The sequence below is a fragment of the Acidithiobacillus sp. TH-A35 genome (assembly GCF_057473505.1).
Window position 1 is genome coordinate 1 of record NZ_JBYCKR010000007.1, and the last position, 13919, is coordinate 13919.

28 protein-coding genes are annotated in these 13919 nt (G+C 54.9%); 2 read left to right on the forward strand and 26 right to left on the reverse strand.

Translation table 11 applies throughout. From position 1 onward, the window contains the following. The 3 genes from AC2VNK_RS00290 to radC form a co-directional block, all read right to left on the reverse strand. A partial coding sequence (locus AC2VNK_RS00290; protein WP_486882405.1) for a phosphatase PAP2 family protein occupies positions 1-727 on the reverse strand: 727 nt, incomplete at its 3' end. 3 nt (positions 728-730) lie between these two features. Further along, complete coding sequence (locus tag AC2VNK_RS00295) at positions 731-1096, reverse strand: diacylglycerol kinase (protein WP_291523286.1); 366 nt, start codon at positions 1094-1096, stop codon at positions 731-733. Then, entirely contained in the window at positions 1093-1767 is a 675-nt protein-coding gene (radC, locus tag AC2VNK_RS00300) for a RadC family protein (RefSeq protein WP_486882406.1), read from the reverse strand. Before radC ends, AC2VNK_RS00295 begins: the two co-directional genes overlap by 4 nt. Before the next feature lie 32 nt (positions 1768-1799). Here radC and coaBC point away from each other — a divergent pair, with 32 nt between their 5' ends. After that, positions 1800-3053, forward strand: coding sequence for a bifunctional phosphopantothenoylcysteine decarboxylase/phosphopantothenate--cysteine ligase CoaBC (coaBC, locus tag AC2VNK_RS00305; protein WP_291523290.1), 1254 nt, complete (start codon positions 1800-1802; stop codon positions 3051-3053). Then, positions 3050-3502, forward strand: a complete 453-nt coding sequence (dut, locus tag AC2VNK_RS00310) for a dUTP diphosphatase (RefSeq protein WP_486882407.1) — start codon at positions 3050-3052, stop codon at positions 3500-3502. The genes coaBC and dut overlap by 4 nt, the downstream gene beginning before the upstream one ends. Positions 3503-3615: 113 nt before the next feature. Here the strand turns inward: dut and rplQ are convergent, their stop codons facing one another. The 23 genes from rplQ to rpsC all read right to left on the reverse strand — a co-directional run. Beyond that, entirely contained in the window at positions 3616-3990 is a 375-nt protein-coding gene (rplQ, locus tag AC2VNK_RS00315; RefSeq protein ID WP_271779571.1) for a 50S ribosomal protein L17, read from the reverse strand. Positions 3991-4020: 30 nt separating this feature from the next. After that, positions 4021-5040 carry a DNA-directed RNA polymerase subunit alpha gene (locus AC2VNK_RS00320; RefSeq protein ID WP_291523294.1) on the reverse strand — a complete coding sequence of 340 codons (1020 nt, stop codon included), beginning with the start codon at positions 5038-5040 and terminating at the stop codon, positions 4021-4023. 22 nt (positions 5041-5062) lie between these two features. Then, positions 5063-5689 (reverse strand): 30S ribosomal protein S4, encoded by a 627-nt coding sequence (gene rpsD, locus AC2VNK_RS00325; RefSeq protein ID WP_291523296.1) that lies wholly within the window; start codon positions 5687-5689, stop codon positions 5063-5065. 20 nt (positions 5690-5709) lie between these two features. Continuing rightward, a complete protein-coding gene (rpsK, locus tag AC2VNK_RS00330) occupies positions 5710-6105 on the reverse strand; it encodes a 30S ribosomal protein S11 (protein WP_291510128.1) in 396 nt (131 codons plus the stop codon). Positions 6106-6122: 17 nt separating this feature from the next. Beyond that, on the reverse strand, positions 6123-6479 hold the full coding sequence (gene rpsM / locus AC2VNK_RS00335) for a 30S ribosomal protein S13 (RefSeq protein WP_014030011.1): 357 nt from the start codon (positions 6477-6479) through the stop codon (positions 6123-6125). 63 nt (positions 6480-6542) lie between these two features. Further along, complete coding sequence (gene rpmJ, locus AC2VNK_RS00340) at positions 6543-6656, reverse strand: 50S ribosomal protein L36 (RefSeq protein ID WP_009568281.1); 114 nt, start codon at positions 6654-6656, stop codon at positions 6543-6545. A gap of 9 nt (positions 6657-6665) precedes the next feature. Beyond that, a complete protein-coding gene (gene infA, locus AC2VNK_RS00345) occupies positions 6666-6884 on the reverse strand; it encodes a translation initiation factor IF-1 (RefSeq protein ID WP_010639668.1) in 219 nt (72 codons plus the stop codon). Then, positions 6885-7541: an adenylate kinase gene (locus AC2VNK_RS00350; protein ID WP_291523299.1), complete on the reverse strand. Its 657-nt coding sequence runs from the start codon at positions 7539-7541 to the stop codon at positions 6885-6887. 2 nt (positions 7542-7543) lie between these two features. Then, positions 7544-8875 (reverse strand): preprotein translocase subunit SecY, encoded by a 1332-nt coding sequence (gene secY / locus AC2VNK_RS00355; protein WP_486882408.1) that lies wholly within the window; start codon positions 8873-8875, stop codon positions 7544-7546. Next, on the reverse strand, positions 8875-9312 hold the full coding sequence (rplO, locus tag AC2VNK_RS00360) for a 50S ribosomal protein L15 (protein ID WP_291523303.1): 438 nt from the start codon (positions 9310-9312) through the stop codon (positions 8875-8877). The genes secY and rplO overlap by 1 nt, the downstream gene beginning before the upstream one ends. Next, on the reverse strand, positions 9312-9494 hold the full coding sequence (rpmD, locus tag AC2VNK_RS00365) for a 50S ribosomal protein L30 (protein ID WP_291523305.1): 183 nt from the start codon (positions 9492-9494) through the stop codon (positions 9312-9314). The genes rplO and rpmD overlap by 1 nt, the downstream gene beginning before the upstream one ends. After that, positions 9487-10017 (reverse strand): 30S ribosomal protein S5, encoded by a 531-nt coding sequence (rpsE, locus tag AC2VNK_RS00370; RefSeq protein ID WP_291523306.1) that lies wholly within the window; start codon positions 10015-10017, stop codon positions 9487-9489. The genes rpmD and rpsE overlap by 8 nt, the downstream gene beginning before the upstream one ends. Positions 10018-10029: 12 nt before the next feature. Continuing rightward, a complete protein-coding gene (gene rplR, locus AC2VNK_RS00375; RefSeq protein WP_291523308.1) occupies positions 10030-10383 on the reverse strand; it encodes a 50S ribosomal protein L18 in 354 nt (117 codons plus the stop codon). An 18-nt stretch (positions 10384-10401) separates the two neighbouring features. Further along, positions 10402-10926, reverse strand: coding sequence for a 50S ribosomal protein L6 (gene rplF / locus AC2VNK_RS00380; RefSeq protein WP_291523309.1), 525 nt, complete (start codon positions 10924-10926; stop codon positions 10402-10404). Positions 10927-10939: 13 nt separating this feature from the next. Beyond that, entirely contained in the window at positions 10940-11335 is a 396-nt protein-coding gene (gene rpsH, locus AC2VNK_RS00385; RefSeq protein ID WP_291523311.1) for a 30S ribosomal protein S8, read from the reverse strand. Positions 11336-11344: 9 nt separating this feature from the next. Next, positions 11345-11530, reverse strand: coding sequence for a type Z 30S ribosomal protein S14 (locus tag AC2VNK_RS00390; RefSeq protein WP_012536091.1), 186 nt, complete (start codon positions 11528-11530; stop codon positions 11345-11347). A gap of 13 nt (positions 11531-11543) precedes the next feature. After that, the gene (gene rplE, locus AC2VNK_RS00395; RefSeq protein WP_014030020.1) at positions 11544-12086 is read right to left on the reverse strand and encodes a 50S ribosomal protein L5; all 543 of its coding nucleotides are present in this window, start codon (positions 12084-12086) and stop codon (positions 11544-11546) included. A gap of 14 nt (positions 12087-12100) precedes the next feature. Then, complete coding sequence (gene rplX, locus AC2VNK_RS00400; RefSeq protein ID WP_486882410.1) at positions 12101-12421, reverse strand: 50S ribosomal protein L24; 321 nt, start codon at positions 12419-12421, stop codon at positions 12101-12103. A gap of 9 nt (positions 12422-12430) precedes the next feature. After that, positions 12431-12799, reverse strand: coding sequence for a 50S ribosomal protein L14 (gene rplN / locus AC2VNK_RS00405; RefSeq protein WP_014030022.1), 369 nt, complete (start codon positions 12797-12799; stop codon positions 12431-12433). Next, entirely contained in the window at positions 12796-13071 is a 276-nt protein-coding gene (gene rpsQ, locus AC2VNK_RS00410; RefSeq protein ID WP_291523317.1) for a 30S ribosomal protein S17, read from the reverse strand. The genes rplN and rpsQ overlap by 4 nt, the downstream gene beginning before the upstream one ends. After that, positions 13068-13265, reverse strand: coding sequence for a 50S ribosomal protein L29 (rpmC, locus tag AC2VNK_RS00415; RefSeq protein ID WP_291523318.1), 198 nt, complete (start codon positions 13263-13265; stop codon positions 13068-13070). The genes rpsQ and rpmC overlap by 4 nt, the downstream gene beginning before the upstream one ends. Further along, positions 13262-13678, reverse strand: coding sequence for a 50S ribosomal protein L16 (gene rplP / locus AC2VNK_RS00420; protein WP_291523320.1), 417 nt, complete (start codon positions 13676-13678; stop codon positions 13262-13264). Before rplP ends, rpmC begins: the two co-directional genes overlap by 4 nt. Positions 13679-13690: 12 nt before the next feature. After that, positions 13691-13919: 30S ribosomal protein S3 (rpsC, locus tag AC2VNK_RS00425; RefSeq protein WP_486882409.1), on the reverse strand; the 229-nt coding region annotated here is incomplete at its 5' end.

Consider the following 13919-nt stretch of genomic DNA (forward strand, 5'->3'; position numbering starts at 1 on the left):
CCATCACGGCCAGTCCGGCGACACTCAGCAATCCCAAGGCCACTCTGCTCCAAATCTTGCGAGCACCAGTCAGTAAGTATCGTGGATGTCGGTAGCGATAAGTTTGCCAGACCCCCCAGAGCAGGCCCAGCCATAATCCGGACAGCAACCAGGCCCCAAACACATCACTAGGCCAATGTACCCCCAGGATTAGGCGACTCCAGGAGATGGCTGCGACCAATACCGCGAGCAATGTCACCATCGCCAGACGCAGGCCGCGATGCCGTACCGCAGCAAGGATGTACAGGGCCAAAAGGCCATAGACCACCACACTGAGGCTCACGTGCCCGCTTGGGAACGCAGGCGACAGCATTTCTGCCGCGGTCGGAGGCCGGGCACGTGCCGTAGTCACTTTTACCAACTGAACGAGCACGGCGAATACTACCGCGCCTGAAACCAGCAGAATGCCATCGAAAAAACGCCATGCAGCGAAGCAGGCAGCCGCCATCACTGCTACCAGCCAAGGCAGAAAATCTGGGCCGCCAAGCCGGGTCACCCCGGCCCAGAACGGCTGCCAGACAGGGTCCCGGGACTGTAGAATCTCCGCCTCCCAACGGGCATCCAACAGTGCCCCCCGACGCAAGAGCACACCCGCCAGAAAATCACCAGCGTAAAGCCAGAGCAACGCTGCCACCCCCAAGCCGAGCAGCAATAAAGCCAACAGCTCCCAGCGTTGTGGTCCGCGCAAATTTCAAAACCCCGTATGAAAGCGTCGCCACAACAACAACGCGGCAATCAATACTGCAGCGATGCTCAGCACCAGCACCGCCGCCGCGCCATAGTCCTTCGCGCGCGCTACCAGGGGGTGATATTCCGGGTTTACCAAGTCAGCGAGAGATTCTACGGCGCTGTTGAGCAGCTCTGCCGCCAGCACTGCACCCATGAGCAAAATACCAACCCCCCACCAGATGAGCGATGCCTGAGTCCAGTACAGAAGAATCACGCCCACCACGACTGCCAACAACTCTGCCCGAAAACTGGCTTCCTCACGGGCAGCGACCCACAACCCATGCCCTGCAAAAAAGGCACGCCGCCAGAGTGCGCTGTTTTTTTTCACCAGCCCCCCTGTTCGCGCAGAGACAAGGGCTCGCCGTCGCCGACTATAAAGTGATCCAGCAAGCGCAGGTCAACCAGTTGCATGGCCTGATCCAGACGCCGGGTGAGGGAAAGATCTGCCGCACTGGGTTCCGCCACGCCGGAAGGATGGTTGTGCGCAACGATGAGGGCTGCCGCATTCAACTCCAGGGCGCGCTTCAGCACTTCGCGAATATGCACGGTAGCGCCGTCAATGGTCCCCAGGAACATCTCCTCAAAGCGCAGCACCCGATGGCGATTATCCAAAAAGATCACAGCAAAAACCTCACGGCAGCGGTCGCGCAAAGTGGCAGACAGATACTGTCGCACCCGCTGCGGCGAATCAAGGCTGTCTCCTCGCTGCCATTCCTCGGCGAGATGACGCTTACCCATTTCCAGCACCGCCTGCAAAAGCGCGTATTTGGCATCCCCGAGCCCTTTATGCACACAAAAATCATGATGAGACGCGGTAAGTAATGCCCGCAGGCTACCAAAATTCTGCAGTAAGTCCCTGGCCAGATCCACCGCACTTTTGCCCACCACGCCCACCCGCAGAAATATCGCCAGCAGCTCTGCATCCGACAGAGTCGCTGCCCCTTTTTGCAATAGTCTTTCCCGCGGACGCTCGTCCGCCGGCCAATCAGTGATGGCCATACGCTCCCTCCTTCCCTTACACTAGGAATGTGATGATGGAAAGCGTATTCAACACGACAGAGCCCCTCGCTGGCAAACGAATTCTTCTGGGTGTAGGTGGCAGCATCGCCGCCTACAAGAGCCCGGAGATCGTGCGCGCCCTGCGCCAGGCAGGAGTAGAACTGCGCGTGGTCATGACACGGGGCGCTGCACAGTTTGTAACGCCGCTGACTTTGCAAGCCGTGAGTGGGGAGCCCGTGCGTAGCGACCTCTTTGCCGCCGCCGAAGAGGCGGCCATGGACCACGTCCGCCTGGCACGCTGGGCCGACGCCCTCCTAATCGCACCCATCTCCGCCAATGGAATGGCCCGCCTCGCCCAAGGCTTGGCCGATGACCTGCTCAGTACCGTCGTTCTCGCCAACCGTGCGCCGCTCTTTCTCGCACCCGCGATGAACAGTGCCATGTGGGCACACCCTGCGACGCAGCGCAATGTCGCCCAGTTGCAGGCGGATGGCGCCCACTTTTTGGGTCCGGACAGCGGCAGTCTCGCCTGTGGTGAGGAAGGTACCGGACGACTGTTGGCACCAGAGCGCATGGTGGGTGAACTACGTCTCGCTCTGGCCGAGAAAACCCTGCGCGGGCAACGTGTCCTCATTACCGCCGGGCCAACTTGGGAGGCGATCGATCCCGCTCGCGGTCTGAGCAATCGCGCCAGTGGCCGCCAAGGTTTTGCCCTCGCCCAGGCCTGCGCGGAGGCGGGGGCGGAGGTGTTGCTGATTACCGGCACTACCCATGAACAAACGCCGCCGGGAGTAAGCCGCCAGGATGTTCTCTCTGCACAGGACATGCTCGCGGCCTGCCTGCAGGCACTGGACAAGCCCACGGATATCTTCATCGCCAATGCCGCCGTCGCCGACCACAGGCCGAGTCAGTTCAGCGCGCATAAACTAGGCAAAACGGATATCGCAAACCCTTTGCCTCTCAGCATTAATCCCGATATCGTCAGCATGGTCCATCAGGACCCTCGGCGACCACGCTATATTGTCGCTTTTGCCGCCGAGACCCACAACCACCTCGCCACTGCAAGCACCAAGGCGCAGCGCAAGGGGGCGGACATCATCGTAGTCAACGATATTACTTCCGCCGATATGGGGATGGGTGCTACCGACAATGCCTGCAGTATTTTGCAGGGCGAACGGGTACTGCACATCCCCCGTTGCAGCAAAATGGATCTCGCGCGCCATCTGGTGCGTCACCTCAGCACGTTTTTTCCACCTTCCGGTACGGAGTACGAAGACCTTACATGAACAATCTGCAAATTCGCATTCTTGATCCACGCATCGGCCAGCAATGGCCCCTCCCCCATTATGCCAGCGCCGACGCCGCAGGCATGGACCTGCGCGCCTGCCTGGACGCCCCGCTGCAACTGGCTCCCGGGCAGGCAGAACTCGTCTCCGCCGGGTTTGCCATGCATATCGGCGACCCGCAGGTTACGGCACTGTTGCTGCCGCGCTCGGGTCTCGGACATCGCGGCCTGGTACTGGGTAATCTGGTCGGTCTCATCGATGCGGATTATCAGGGACCACTAAAGATTTCTCTGTGGAATCGGGGCGCTGCAGAGATGGTCATTGAACCCGGTGAGCGCGTAGCGCAAATGGTGCTGGTGCCGATTATTCGCCCTGACATTACGCTGGTGGCCAGTTTTACCACTAGCGAACGGGGCGTCGCAGGCTTTGGCAGCACCGGACGTCAGTAGACGCCAATATGTCAGGACCCGCGATACCGCCCGGCTTCTCCGCGTATCCTGAAAATAGTGAATAAAAAACCGGCCTCGAGCATCAGGCCGGTTTTTTTCAGAACAATCTCTGACTATTCAGCAGTGGCCGCTTGCCGATCTACAAGCTCAACAATAGCCAACGGCGCATTGTCACCAGCCCGAAAGCCGTACTTAACAATACGCAGATAACCGCCTGGACGCGCCAGATAGTGTGGACCGAGATCATCAAACAACTTGACCACAGCCTGGCGATCACGCAAACGCGAAAACGCCAACCGCCGCTTGGCCACTGTCGCATCCTTCGCCAGCGTGATCATCGGCTCCGCAAAACGCCGCAGCTCTTTCGCCTTGGGTAACGTGGTAACGATTCGCTCATGATGAAACAAGGACACCATCATATTGGCAAACATCGCCTGCCGATGACTACTATTACGATTTAACTGTTTACCACTTTTGCGATGACGCATAACCCCATTCCCTCTACAAAATTTCTAACGTTAACTGCTGATCGAATCCGCATCGGCAGCTCGCCCAGGCACCGGTGGCAAATTTTCCGGTGGCCAATTGTCGAGTCGCATCCCCAACGTAAGGCCATGCGCCACTAAAACTTCCTTTATCTCGTTGAGAGACTTGCGTCCGAGATTAGGCGCTTTCAGAAGCTCCTGCTCCGACTTCTGAACCAAATCTCCGATGTAAAAAATATCCTCGGCTTTCAAACAGTTCGCCGATCGTACCGTAAGCTCCAGGTCATCGACCGGGCGGACCAACAATGGCGTAAGGCTTTCATTGGCCTGCGCCTGTGACGCCTCAGGTATTTCCTTCGTTTCCGCACCGGCTAACACACCGAGCTGACTGCGGAAAATACGGGAAGCCTCTTGCACCGCCCAAATCGGGTCGACCACGCCATTCGTCTCGACATCGAGTATCAGACGGTCCAGGTCAGTACGCTGCTCTACCCGCGCACTTTCCACCAGATAGCTTACGCGCAATACGGGACTGAAACTCGCGTCCAGAGCCATCACACCGATGCGCTTTTCATGACTCTGCCGACGCGTGGCAGCTGCGTCGTAGCCCCTGCCCTCGTCAATACGCAAATGAAGCACCAGTTCAACGTCGCGGGTTAAAGTGGCAATCACTTGATCAGGATTGGCCACCTCAATGCCGTGCTCGGACACGATATCCGCACCCGTCATTTGACCTGGGCCACGCTTACGCAGCGTCACCACCGCGTCTCCGCGTCCATGCGCACGAACTGCCAACATTTTCAAGTTGAGCAGAATATCCACGACATCTTCCTGCACCCCTTCGATGCTGGAATATTCATGCAACACTCCTTCAATCTCGACTTCCGTAACCGCCGCACCTTTGAGAGACGATAACAACACTCGGCGCAACCCACTACCCAAGGTGTGACCAAAGCCACGTTCCAAGGGTCCGAGGGCAATACGCGCACGGTGTGCTGAAACTTCTTCCACATCGACGCCCTGCGGACGCAACAGCTCTCCTACCTCAGTCATAAGCGTTCCTCAACCCCCGGTCTTACTTAGAGTACAACTCCACGACGACCTGTTCGTTCAAATCCGGAGCGATATCTTCTCGCACCGGTACGGCTTTGATAGTGCCCTTGAGTTCGGTAGTGTCCATACTCACCCATTCCGGGAAACCACGGCCAGCCGCAGCCTCTACCGCAGAGACAATACGCATGTGCGCTCGAGCACCCTCTGCAACGCTCACCACGTCACCGGCGCGGACCTGATAAGACGGGATATCCACACGCCGTCCATTCACCAGAATGTGACCGTGGCGAACCACCTGCCGCGCCTCAGCACGAGATGCTCCGAACCCTAAACGATAGGCCACATTGTCGAGACGTAACTCCAGAAAACGCAGCAACAACTCGCCGGTAACGCCCCGCGTCTGGCTGGCACGCTGGAAATAGCGACGGAACTGTCCTTCCAGTACGCCATAGATACGCCGGATTTTTTGCTTTTCACGTAACTGACCGCCGTACTCACTGACACGTCCGCGTCGTTGACCATGCTGCCCTGGGGCGTAGGCTCGTATACTCACTGGACATTTATCAGAAAAGCACTTCTCGCCTTTGAGAAATAATTTCCCACCTTCGCGCCGACACAAACGACAACTCGGACCCGTATATTTAGCCACAGATAACCTCCACCTAAAAATTAAACACGCCGCTTTTTAGGCGGACGGCATCCGTTATGGGGAATCGGCGTCACGTCGCGAATGCTCGCAATACGGAAGCCAATAGAATGAAGTGCACGCACCGTACTCTCTCGACCCGGCCCCGGTCCCCGCACTTCGACATCCAGGTTCTTAACACCATATTCCTGCGCTTTTTTGCCCGCGTTTTCCGCTGCCACCTGTGCAGCGAAAGGTGTACTTTTACGTGAACCACGGAACCCCGACCCGCCAGAGCTGGCCCAAGTTAAAACGTTGCCCTGACGATCACTGATCGTGATAATCGTGTTGTTGAAGGACGCATAAATGTGCGCAACACCGTCAAGAACGTTTTTCTTGACCTTCTTTCGCACACGGGAGTTCGCTTGTGTTTTCGCCATTGCTAGAATCTTCCTGCTTAACGCGTAATGGACTTAGCGGGACCCTTACGCGTACGCGCATTGGTCTTTGTCCGCTGGCCGTGAACGGGGAGACCGCGGCGATGCCGTATTCCGCGATAACAACCCAAATCCATCAGACGTTTGATATTCATGGTGACTTCGCGGCGTAAATCGCCCTCCACCAGGAACTTCGCAACCTCTGACCGTATGCGTTCAAGCTCGGGCTCGCTGATATCCTTGACTCGCATATCAAAGGCAATTTCCGCCGCGCTCAAAACATGCTGAGCTCGCGTCTTACCAATGCCATAAATATACGTCAAGGCAATTTCTATTTGTTTATTGTTCGGAATATTTACACCAGCGATGCGGGCCATCCGCAGTTCCTCCAAGAGACTGAGTGGGTTGACCCCACAGACTAAACAGTTTCGCCTACCGCCTTAACCTTGGCGCTGCTTATGGCGAGGTTCAACACAAATCACGCGAACCACACCATTACGACGAACAATTTTGCAGTTACGACAAAGCTTCTTTACCGATGCGCGAACCTTCATGACTACCCCCTATTTGGCACGATAAATGATGCGACCCTTGGTTAAATCATAGGGCGTCATCTCTACGGTAACCTTATCCCCTGGTAAAATGCGGATATAATGCATCCGCATTTTACCGGAGATATGTGCATTAACGACATAACCATTCTCCAAGCGTACCTTAAACGTCGCACTCGGCAAATTCTCTATTACCTCACCCTGCATTTCCAGGGTATCTTCTTTCGACATTTAGCGTACTACCCCTACCGCTTCCACGATTCTAGAGAATACTTCATCGGCTTCGCCCTCCCCACTCACCAGATGATAGGCAGGTCGATCGTGATAATAAGCGATCAAGGGCGCAGTCTCCGCCTGATAGACAGCCAGCCGTTTACGAATTACTGCGGGCTGATCATCCTCACGTTGCAACAACACACCCCCACAGATATCGCAGACCCCATTAACCGCAGGCGCGTGGTAGCGTATGTGATAAATCGCCCCGCATTTCGAACACACCCTCCGCCCGGAGAGACGTTCGACAATTTCTTCGTCAGACAAATTTATATGCAGCACCGCGGTAATTTGGTCGCCATGCGCACTTACTAAGTTATCAAGCGCATTCGCCTGATGGATGGTTCGGGGAAATCCGTCGAAGACCACCCCTGCCGCCGCGTCTGGAAGAAGTAGCCGCTCCGCGACGATACCGATAATAATTTCATCACCCACCAGCGCGCCGGACTCCATCACTGCCGCAGCACGCAGTCCAATCTCCCTACCAGACTGAACCGAGGCGCGGAGCATATCACCAGTGGAGACGTGAGGCAAGTCCATTAACTGGGCAAGGCGTTGGGCCTGCGTGCCCTTACCGACGCCAGGCGCACCAAGAAAAATCAAATGCTTTGCCACTATCAGTGTCCACTGAGAGGGTTTTTGCGAATCAACCCTTCGTACTGATGCGTTAGCAGATGGCTCTGAATCTGCCCCATTAAATCCATCATCACCACAACGACGATCAGCAGGCTGGTACCACCAAAATAGAATGGTACGTTGTACTGGACAATAAGGAACTCTGGCAGCAGGCAAACCAGGGTCAGATATATGGCACCCCAAAGCGTGAGCCGGGTAAGGATACGATCCATGTATTTCGCTGTATGCTCGCCAGGCCGAATCCCCGGCACAAAGCCGCCAGACTTTTTCAGATTATCTGCGGTGTCGCGAGGATTAAACACCATGGCGGTGTAAAAAAAGGCAAAAAACACAATCGCCGTGGTGAATACCACGACGTAAAGCGCAGACCCTGGACTCAAGGCTTGTCCAAAGCGCGCCAGCCACTCCATCCCGGGCACATTAGCGAACCATCCAGATAGTGTCGCTGGCAAAAGGATGATGCTAGATGCAAAGATCGGCGGAATTACGCCAGACATGTTCACCTTGAGCGGCATGTGCGTGCTCTGGCCTCCATATATCTTACGGCCAACCTGCCGCTTGGCGTATTGGATGGGAATACGTCTCTGCGCACTCTCCATGAATACCACAAAGCCGGTCACTCCCAGCGCAAGGACAAAAAGCGCTACAATGAACAGCGGCTGAAACTGTCCGGTTTTGGTTAGCTCAAAAGTTGTCCCGATGGCATCTGGCAGGCCTGCGACAATACCGGCAAATATAATCATAGAGATGCCATTACCGATTCCTCGCTCCGTAATTTGTTCTCCAATCCACATCAAAAAGACGGTGCCGCAGGCAAGCGAAATGGTTGTCGTGAACAGGAACAGCGGACCTGGATCAATTACCACAGGAAGATGTCCGGCGTGCATCTTTTCAATCGCGATAGCGATTCCCAAGCCTTGCATCAGGGCAAGTATGACCGTGGCATAACGTGTATACTCCGTTATTTTACGGCGCCCCGCCTCACCTTCCTTTTTAAGTTCTTCCAGCTTCGGAAAAACTGCCCCTGCCAACTGGAATATGATTGACGCGCTGATGTAAGGCATGATCCCTAGTGCGAAAACCGTCAGTCGGGAGAGTGCGCCCCCCGAAAACATATTGAACATGCCCAGGATAGTTCCCCGCTGCTGATTAAAAAAAGCCGCCATCGCCGCAGGGTCAATTCCTGGCACGGGTATATGTGCCCCAACACGAAAAACCAGAAGCGCGCCCAGCAGAAAAAGGATGCGGTTACGTAACTCATTGATCTTTCCGGCCCCCTGTGCGGCGCCCCCAATGCTACGTAACCCGGCCATTAACCTTCTATCCTTCCGCCAGCATTCTCAATGGCCGCCCGGGCACCCGCGCTTACGCGCAGGCCACGCACGGTTAAAGCCTGGGTGAGTTCGCCGGTCAAAATAACTTTAACCGAATCCGGCGAGCCGCGAACGATGCGCCGAAGCAACAAGCCTTCGAGGTCTACTACGCCGTCAATCGCCGCAGACTCCAGTTGGGACAACGCCACCTCAACGACGTGGACACCTAATGCATTACGGAACCCACGCTTAGGAATACGTCTTTGCAACGGCATCTGACCGCCTTCGAAACCCACCTTATGGTAACCACCGGAGCGGGCATGCTGACCCTTGTGACCACGACCGGCTGTTTTGCCTAAACCGCTTCCGATACCACGTCCAACACGGCGACGGTCTTTTTTCGAGCCCTCTGCAGGCGCAATCGTATTTAATTTCATCACAGCTCTTCCCAGCGAAGTAGATAAGGTATTTTATTGACCATCCCACGAATCTCTGGAGTATCCAAACGTTCTACCGAATGATTTGTGTGACGCAACCCTAATCCCAGCACAACCCGACGATGCTTTTCAGCGACGCCAATCAGACTTTTTACCAGCGTGATGCGCAGTTGCTTACTCATCGTGCCCTCCCTGGCCGCGAATCTCCTTCAAACTTTTGCCACGTTTCATAGCGATAGCCTGAGGACTGGCAAGCTTATTAAAAGCATCGAAAGTCGCGCGAACAACGTTGATAGGGTTGTTAGAACCCAGAGACTTGGCAACCACATTCCGCAGTCCCACGGCCTCACAAACTGCACGCATCGCACCACCAGCGATTACGCCACTACCTTCTGGAGCCGGCCGCAGCATTACTCGCGCTGCGCCATGGCGCCCTTCTACCGGGTAAGGAATCGTGCCGCCCTTCATCAAAGGTATGCTCGTCATCCATCGGCGCGCCCGGTCGGTGGCCTTTTGAATACCCGCAGGGACTTCTTTGGCCTTTCCGCGGCCAAAGCCAACCTTTCCATCTCCATCGCCCACCACCATGAGCGCCGCAAAGCCGAACTGCCGCCCGCCTTTGACCACCTTGGAAACGCGGTTGATGTGAATAAGTTTTTCCTGCATTCCATCGTTGGATTGCGTATCGCGATTTTCCCGTGCCATCTTAGCTCTCCATCAGAACGACAACCCGCCTTCGCGGGCGGCGTCGGCCAAAGCTCTCACCCGACCATGGTAACGATATCCGCTACGGTCAAATGCCACTTCCTTAACGCCCACAGCCAGTGCCTTCGCTGCAACCCGTTGTCCGATAGTTGCGGCGGCGGCCACATCCGCACCGCGCGCCATTTGCGTCCGGAGTTCAGCCTCCAAGCTAGATGCCTGCGCCAAAACTATGCCCTGCGCGTCGTCAATCACCTGAGCATAAATATGCTTACCAGAGCGGAAAACAGAGAGCCGTGGTTTGGCTTGCGATGCAATGCGGGCCCGCGTCTTGCGCGCCCGACGAAGCCTTGCCGAATTTTTATTCATAGTAGTAAGCCTCAAGCATTATTTTTTCTTCGCTTCTTTACGTCTAACATTTTCACCGGCGTAGCGTACGCCCTTACCCTTGTAGGGCTCCGGAGGACGATAGGCACGGATATCTGCCGCGATCTGCCCGATTTTTTGCTTATCGATTCCCCGAATGACAATTTCCGTCTGCGTCGGCGTTTCGATGGTGATATCGTCGGGCACTGGATAATCCACCGGATGGGAGAAACCAAGACTCAAGCTGAGCGTTTTACCCTTCGCTTGGGCCCGGTAACCCACACCGATAATTTCTAGTTTTTGTTCAAAGCCTTGTGAGACGCCTTCTACCATATTATTCAATAAAGCCCGCATGGTCCCAGCCTGGGCATTTTGGTCTTCTGCCCAAGTGAGTGACGCGATACCGGCATCTACCTGCAATTCCACAGCCGGATGGCAAGGGACTGACATCTCGCCTTTAGGCCCCTTCACCACCATGCGGTGATCCGCAACATGGACTTCGACGCCCTTAGGTAGAGGCACTGGCTGTTTCGCTACACGAGACATTTTTGTCCTCCCCCTAGGATACGACGCAGAGAACTTCACCACCGATGCCCGCGGTGCGAGCCGCGCGATCAGTCATAATTCCCTGAGAAGTGGATATAATGGCGATGCCGAATCCGTCGCGCACTCGCGGCAAGTCCTCGGCACCACGATAAACGCGAACACCAGGCCGACTCACCCGCCGAATCTCGGCAATAACACCCGCACCCGCATAGTACTTTAACGTTACGTTCAGAACGGGATGACCGTTCGCCACGTCTTCTTTCACATCCAGAATGTACCCCTCTTCCACTAAAACCCGTGCAATAGCACGTTTCAGCTTGGAAGCGGGCATCTGCACTTTCGCCTTATTTACCTGTTGCGCATTACGAATGCGCGTCAGCATATCAGCAATAGGATCCGTCACGCTCATCGTGTTTCCTCACCAGCTCGCTTTAACGATACCGGGAATCGACCCAGCCGAGGCATGCTTACGAAAGCACAAACGACAGAGGCCAAACTTCCGATAGTAACCGCGTGAACGCCCGCACAATTTGCACCGGTGATACGCACGCACCTTAAATTTTGGGGTCCTTTCAGACTTTGCGATCAATGATTTCTTTGCCACGCGTCAAACTCCTTCAAGACCGAAAGGGCATCTTGAAGGCTTTCAAAAGCCCAAGGCCCTCTTCATCATTCTTGGCTGTGGTAGTGAATACCACGTCCAACCCGCGCAAACGATCAATTTTGTCATATTCAATTTCAGGGAATATGATCTGCTCTTTCACGCCCATCGTATAATTTCCACGCCCATCAAACGACCGCGGCGAAAGACCACGAAAGTCTCTGATACGGGGAATAGCCACACTGACAAGACGATCCAAAAACTCGTACATCAAAATCCCACGCAGAGTCACCATGCACCCAATGGGGTAACCATCACGTATTTTGAAAGCCGCTACGGACTTCCGTGCGCGCGTGACTACGGGCTTCTGACCTGCAATTTTGGTCATATCACCAACCGCTGCTTCGAGAATTTTTTTGTCGCCAACAGCTTCACCCACTCCCATGTTCAGGGTGATCTTCCGCAGTTTTGGCACTTCCATCACACTACTGAAGCCAAAATCCTGCATCAGCTTCGGCGCAATGGACGTTTTATACAACGAATGCAAACGTGCTTCCATATTATTTCCCTTACTTAACAGCGGCCAATAACTTCGCCGTTGCTCTTAAAAACACGCACTTTCTGCCCGTCCTCAAGCACCTTATAACCAATTCGATCCCCGTTACCGGTAGCGGCATTAAAAATTGCCACATTGGATACATGAATTGGCGCCTCTTTTTCCACGATGCCGCCAGGCTTGCCCATACGATCAGGACGAACGTGCCGCTTGATCATGTTAACCTTTTCGACCACCACCCGTGACTCTTCCCGGAGCACCTTGAGCACTTTACCACGCTTGCCCTTGTCCTTACCGGTAAGAATCACGACCTCATCGTCCTTACGTACCTTCAACATGGTCATCCCCTACAGCACTTCCGGCGCCAATGAAATTATCTTCATAAAATTCGCCCCGCGTAACTCGCGTGTCACCGGGCCAAAAATACGTGTACCAATAGGCTGCAACTGGTTATTTAAGAGCACAGCCGCATTGCTGTCGAAACGAATCAAGGATCCATCTTCGCGGCGCACCCCCTTGCGAGTACGCACGACGAGCGCGTTGTAAACATCGCCCTTTTTTACCTTCCCGCGCGGGACGGCATCTTTGATGCTCACCTTGATGACATCACCGATACCGGCGTAACGCCGATGTGAACCACCGAGCACCTTGATACACATCACTTCCCGTGCACCGCTATTGTCGGCAACGCTCAGCCTGGTCTGCATCTGTATCATGCGTTATCCCCTTCCACGATACCCTCGGCAAGCACTTTCACCAAACGCCAGCTCTTGGTTTTCGACAAAGGACGGCATTCTTCAATTTTCACGGTGTCGCCGATCCGGCAGGCGTTTTCCGCATCGTGGGCGTGAAATTTCTTGGATCGCCGAATGTATTTTTTATAGAGCGGATGTTGAATACGACGCTCAACATTGACGACTATCGTCTTATCCATAAGGTTGCTAACCACCGTACCAACCAAACTACGTGGGTTCTTCGCCTCGGTCATGAGTGCGCTTCCTTCTTCACAGTAATGGCTGTCCGCACGCGCGCGATATCACGACGCACGGTGCGTAAACGCGACGTTTTTGCAAGCTGCCCAGTCGCGTGTTGCATACGCAACCTGAACTGCTCCTCAAGAAGGAGCATCAATTGCGCCTGGCAGCCTGCCAGATCCAGTTTTTGAACTTCCTGAGCTTTCATCCCATCACCCGCCTACTCACAAAGACTGTCTGTACCGGAAGCTTGGCCGCGCCTAGCGCAAACGCCTCACGAGCCACCTCTTCCGTTACGCCTTCCATTTCGTAAAGTACTTTACCCGGCTGAATCAAGGCGACCCAGTATTCCGGATTACCTTTACCTTTGCCCATACGCACTTCCGCTGGCTTTTTGCTGATCGGCTTGTCCGGAAAAATACGAATCCACATGCGGCCGCCGCGCTTTACATGCCGACTGATGGCGCGGCGCGCGGCTTCAAGCTGACGCGCGGTGATACGACCACGACCAACGGCTTTAAGACCAAACTCGCCAAAGCTTACCTTATTACCGCGAGTAGCAATACCACGATTGCGACCCTTATGTTGTTTGCGAAATTTTGTTCGTTTAGGCTGCAGCATCGGAAACTCCCGTCACTTCTGGCGGGCAGCGGCCGTTTGCGCCGTGCTCCACTCAAGGATTTCGCCTTTGAAGATCCACACCTTTACCCCGATAATTCCGTAGGTGGTGTTCGCCTCTGCGAAACCATAGTCAATATCAGCGCGCAACGTATGCAATGGAACGCGGCCCTCCCGATACCATTCAGTACGGGCAATTTCTGCTCCGCCAAGACGACCAGCGCAGTTGATACGCATGCCTAAC

What these genes read in the sequence shown, in the direction of transcription:
- rplF (WP_291523309.1), bottom strand. Translation starts at nt 10,926, where the DNA reads ATGTCTCGTGTAGCGAAACAGCCAGTGCCTCTACCTAAGGGCGTCGAA.
- rpsM (WP_014030011.1), bottom strand. Translation starts at nt 6,479, where the DNA reads ATGGCCCGCATCGCTGGTGTAAATATTCCGAACAATAAACAAATAGAA.
- rpmD (WP_291523305.1), bottom strand. Translation starts at nt 9,494, where the DNA reads ATGAGTAAGCAACTGCGCATCACGCTGGTAAAAAGTCTGATTGGCGTC.
- rplP (WP_291523320.1), bottom strand. Translation starts at nt 13,678, where the DNA reads ATGCTGCAGCCTAAACGAACAAAATTTCGCAAACAACATAAGGGTCGC.
- secY (WP_486882408.1), bottom strand. Translation starts at nt 8,875, where the DNA reads ATGGCCGGGTTACGTAGCATTGGGGGCGCCGCACAGGGGGCCGGAAAG.
- rpsQ (WP_291523317.1), bottom strand. Translation starts at nt 13,071, where the DNA reads ATGACCGAGGCGAAGAACCCACGTAGTTTGGTTGGTACGGTGGTTAGC.
- radC (WP_486882406.1), bottom strand. Translation starts at nt 1,767, where the DNA reads ATGGCCATCACTGATTGGCCGGCGGACGAGCGTCCGCGGGAAAGACTA.
- rpmJ (WP_009568281.1), bottom strand. Translation starts at nt 6,656, where the DNA reads ATGAAGGTTCGCGCATCGGTAAAGAAGCTTTGTCGTAACTGCAAAATT.
- rpsK (WP_291510128.1), bottom strand. Translation starts at nt 6,105, where the DNA reads ATGGCGAAAACACAAGCGAACTCCCGTGTGCGAAAGAAGGTCAAGAAA.
- rpsE (WP_291523306.1), bottom strand. Translation starts at nt 10,017, where the DNA reads ATGGCACGGGAAAATCGCGATACGCAATCCAACGATGGAATGCAGGAA.
- infA (WP_010639668.1), bottom strand. Translation starts at nt 6,884, where the DNA reads ATGTCGAAAGAAGATACCCTGGAAATGCAGGGTGAGGTAATAGAGAAT.
- rplE (WP_014030020.1), bottom strand. Translation starts at nt 12,086, where the DNA reads ATGGAAGCACGTTTGCATTCGTTGTATAAAACGTCCATTGCGCCGAAG.
- rplR (WP_291523308.1), bottom strand. Translation starts at nt 10,383, where the DNA reads ATGAATAAAAATTCGGCAAGGCTTCGTCGGGCGCGCAAGACGCGGGCC.
- rplQ (WP_271779571.1), bottom strand. Translation starts at nt 3,990, where the DNA reads ATGCGTCATCGCAAAAGTGGTAAACAGTTAAATCGTAATAGTAGTCAT.
- rplX (WP_486882410.1), bottom strand. Translation starts at nt 12,421, where the DNA reads ATGTTGAAGGTACGTAAGGACGATGAGGTCGTGATTCTTACCGGTAAG.
- rplO (WP_291523303.1), bottom strand. Translation starts at nt 9,312, where the DNA reads ATGAAATTAAATACGATTGCGCCTGCAGAGGGCTCGAAAAAAGACCGT.
- dut (WP_486882407.1), top strand. Translation starts at nt 3,050, where the DNA reads ATGAACAATCTGCAAATTCGCATTCTTGATCCACGCATCGGCCAGCAA.
- rplN (WP_014030022.1), bottom strand. Translation starts at nt 12,799, where the DNA reads ATGATACAGATGCAGACCAGGCTGAGCGTTGCCGACAATAGCGGTGCA.
- rpsH (WP_291523311.1), bottom strand. Translation starts at nt 11,335, where the DNA reads ATGAGCGTGACGGATCCTATTGCTGATATGCTGACGCGCATTCGTAAT.
- coaBC (WP_291523290.1), top strand. Translation starts at nt 1,800, where the DNA reads ATGATGGAAAGCGTATTCAACACGACAGAGCCCCTCGCTGGCAAACGA.
- AC2VNK_RS00320 (WP_291523294.1), bottom strand. Translation starts at nt 5,040, where the DNA reads ATGACTGAGGTAGGAGAGCTGTTGCGTCCGCAGGGCGTCGATGTGGAA.
- rpmC (WP_291523318.1), bottom strand. Translation starts at nt 13,265, where the DNA reads ATGAAAGCTCAGGAAGTTCAAAAACTGGATCTGGCAGGCTGCCAGGCG.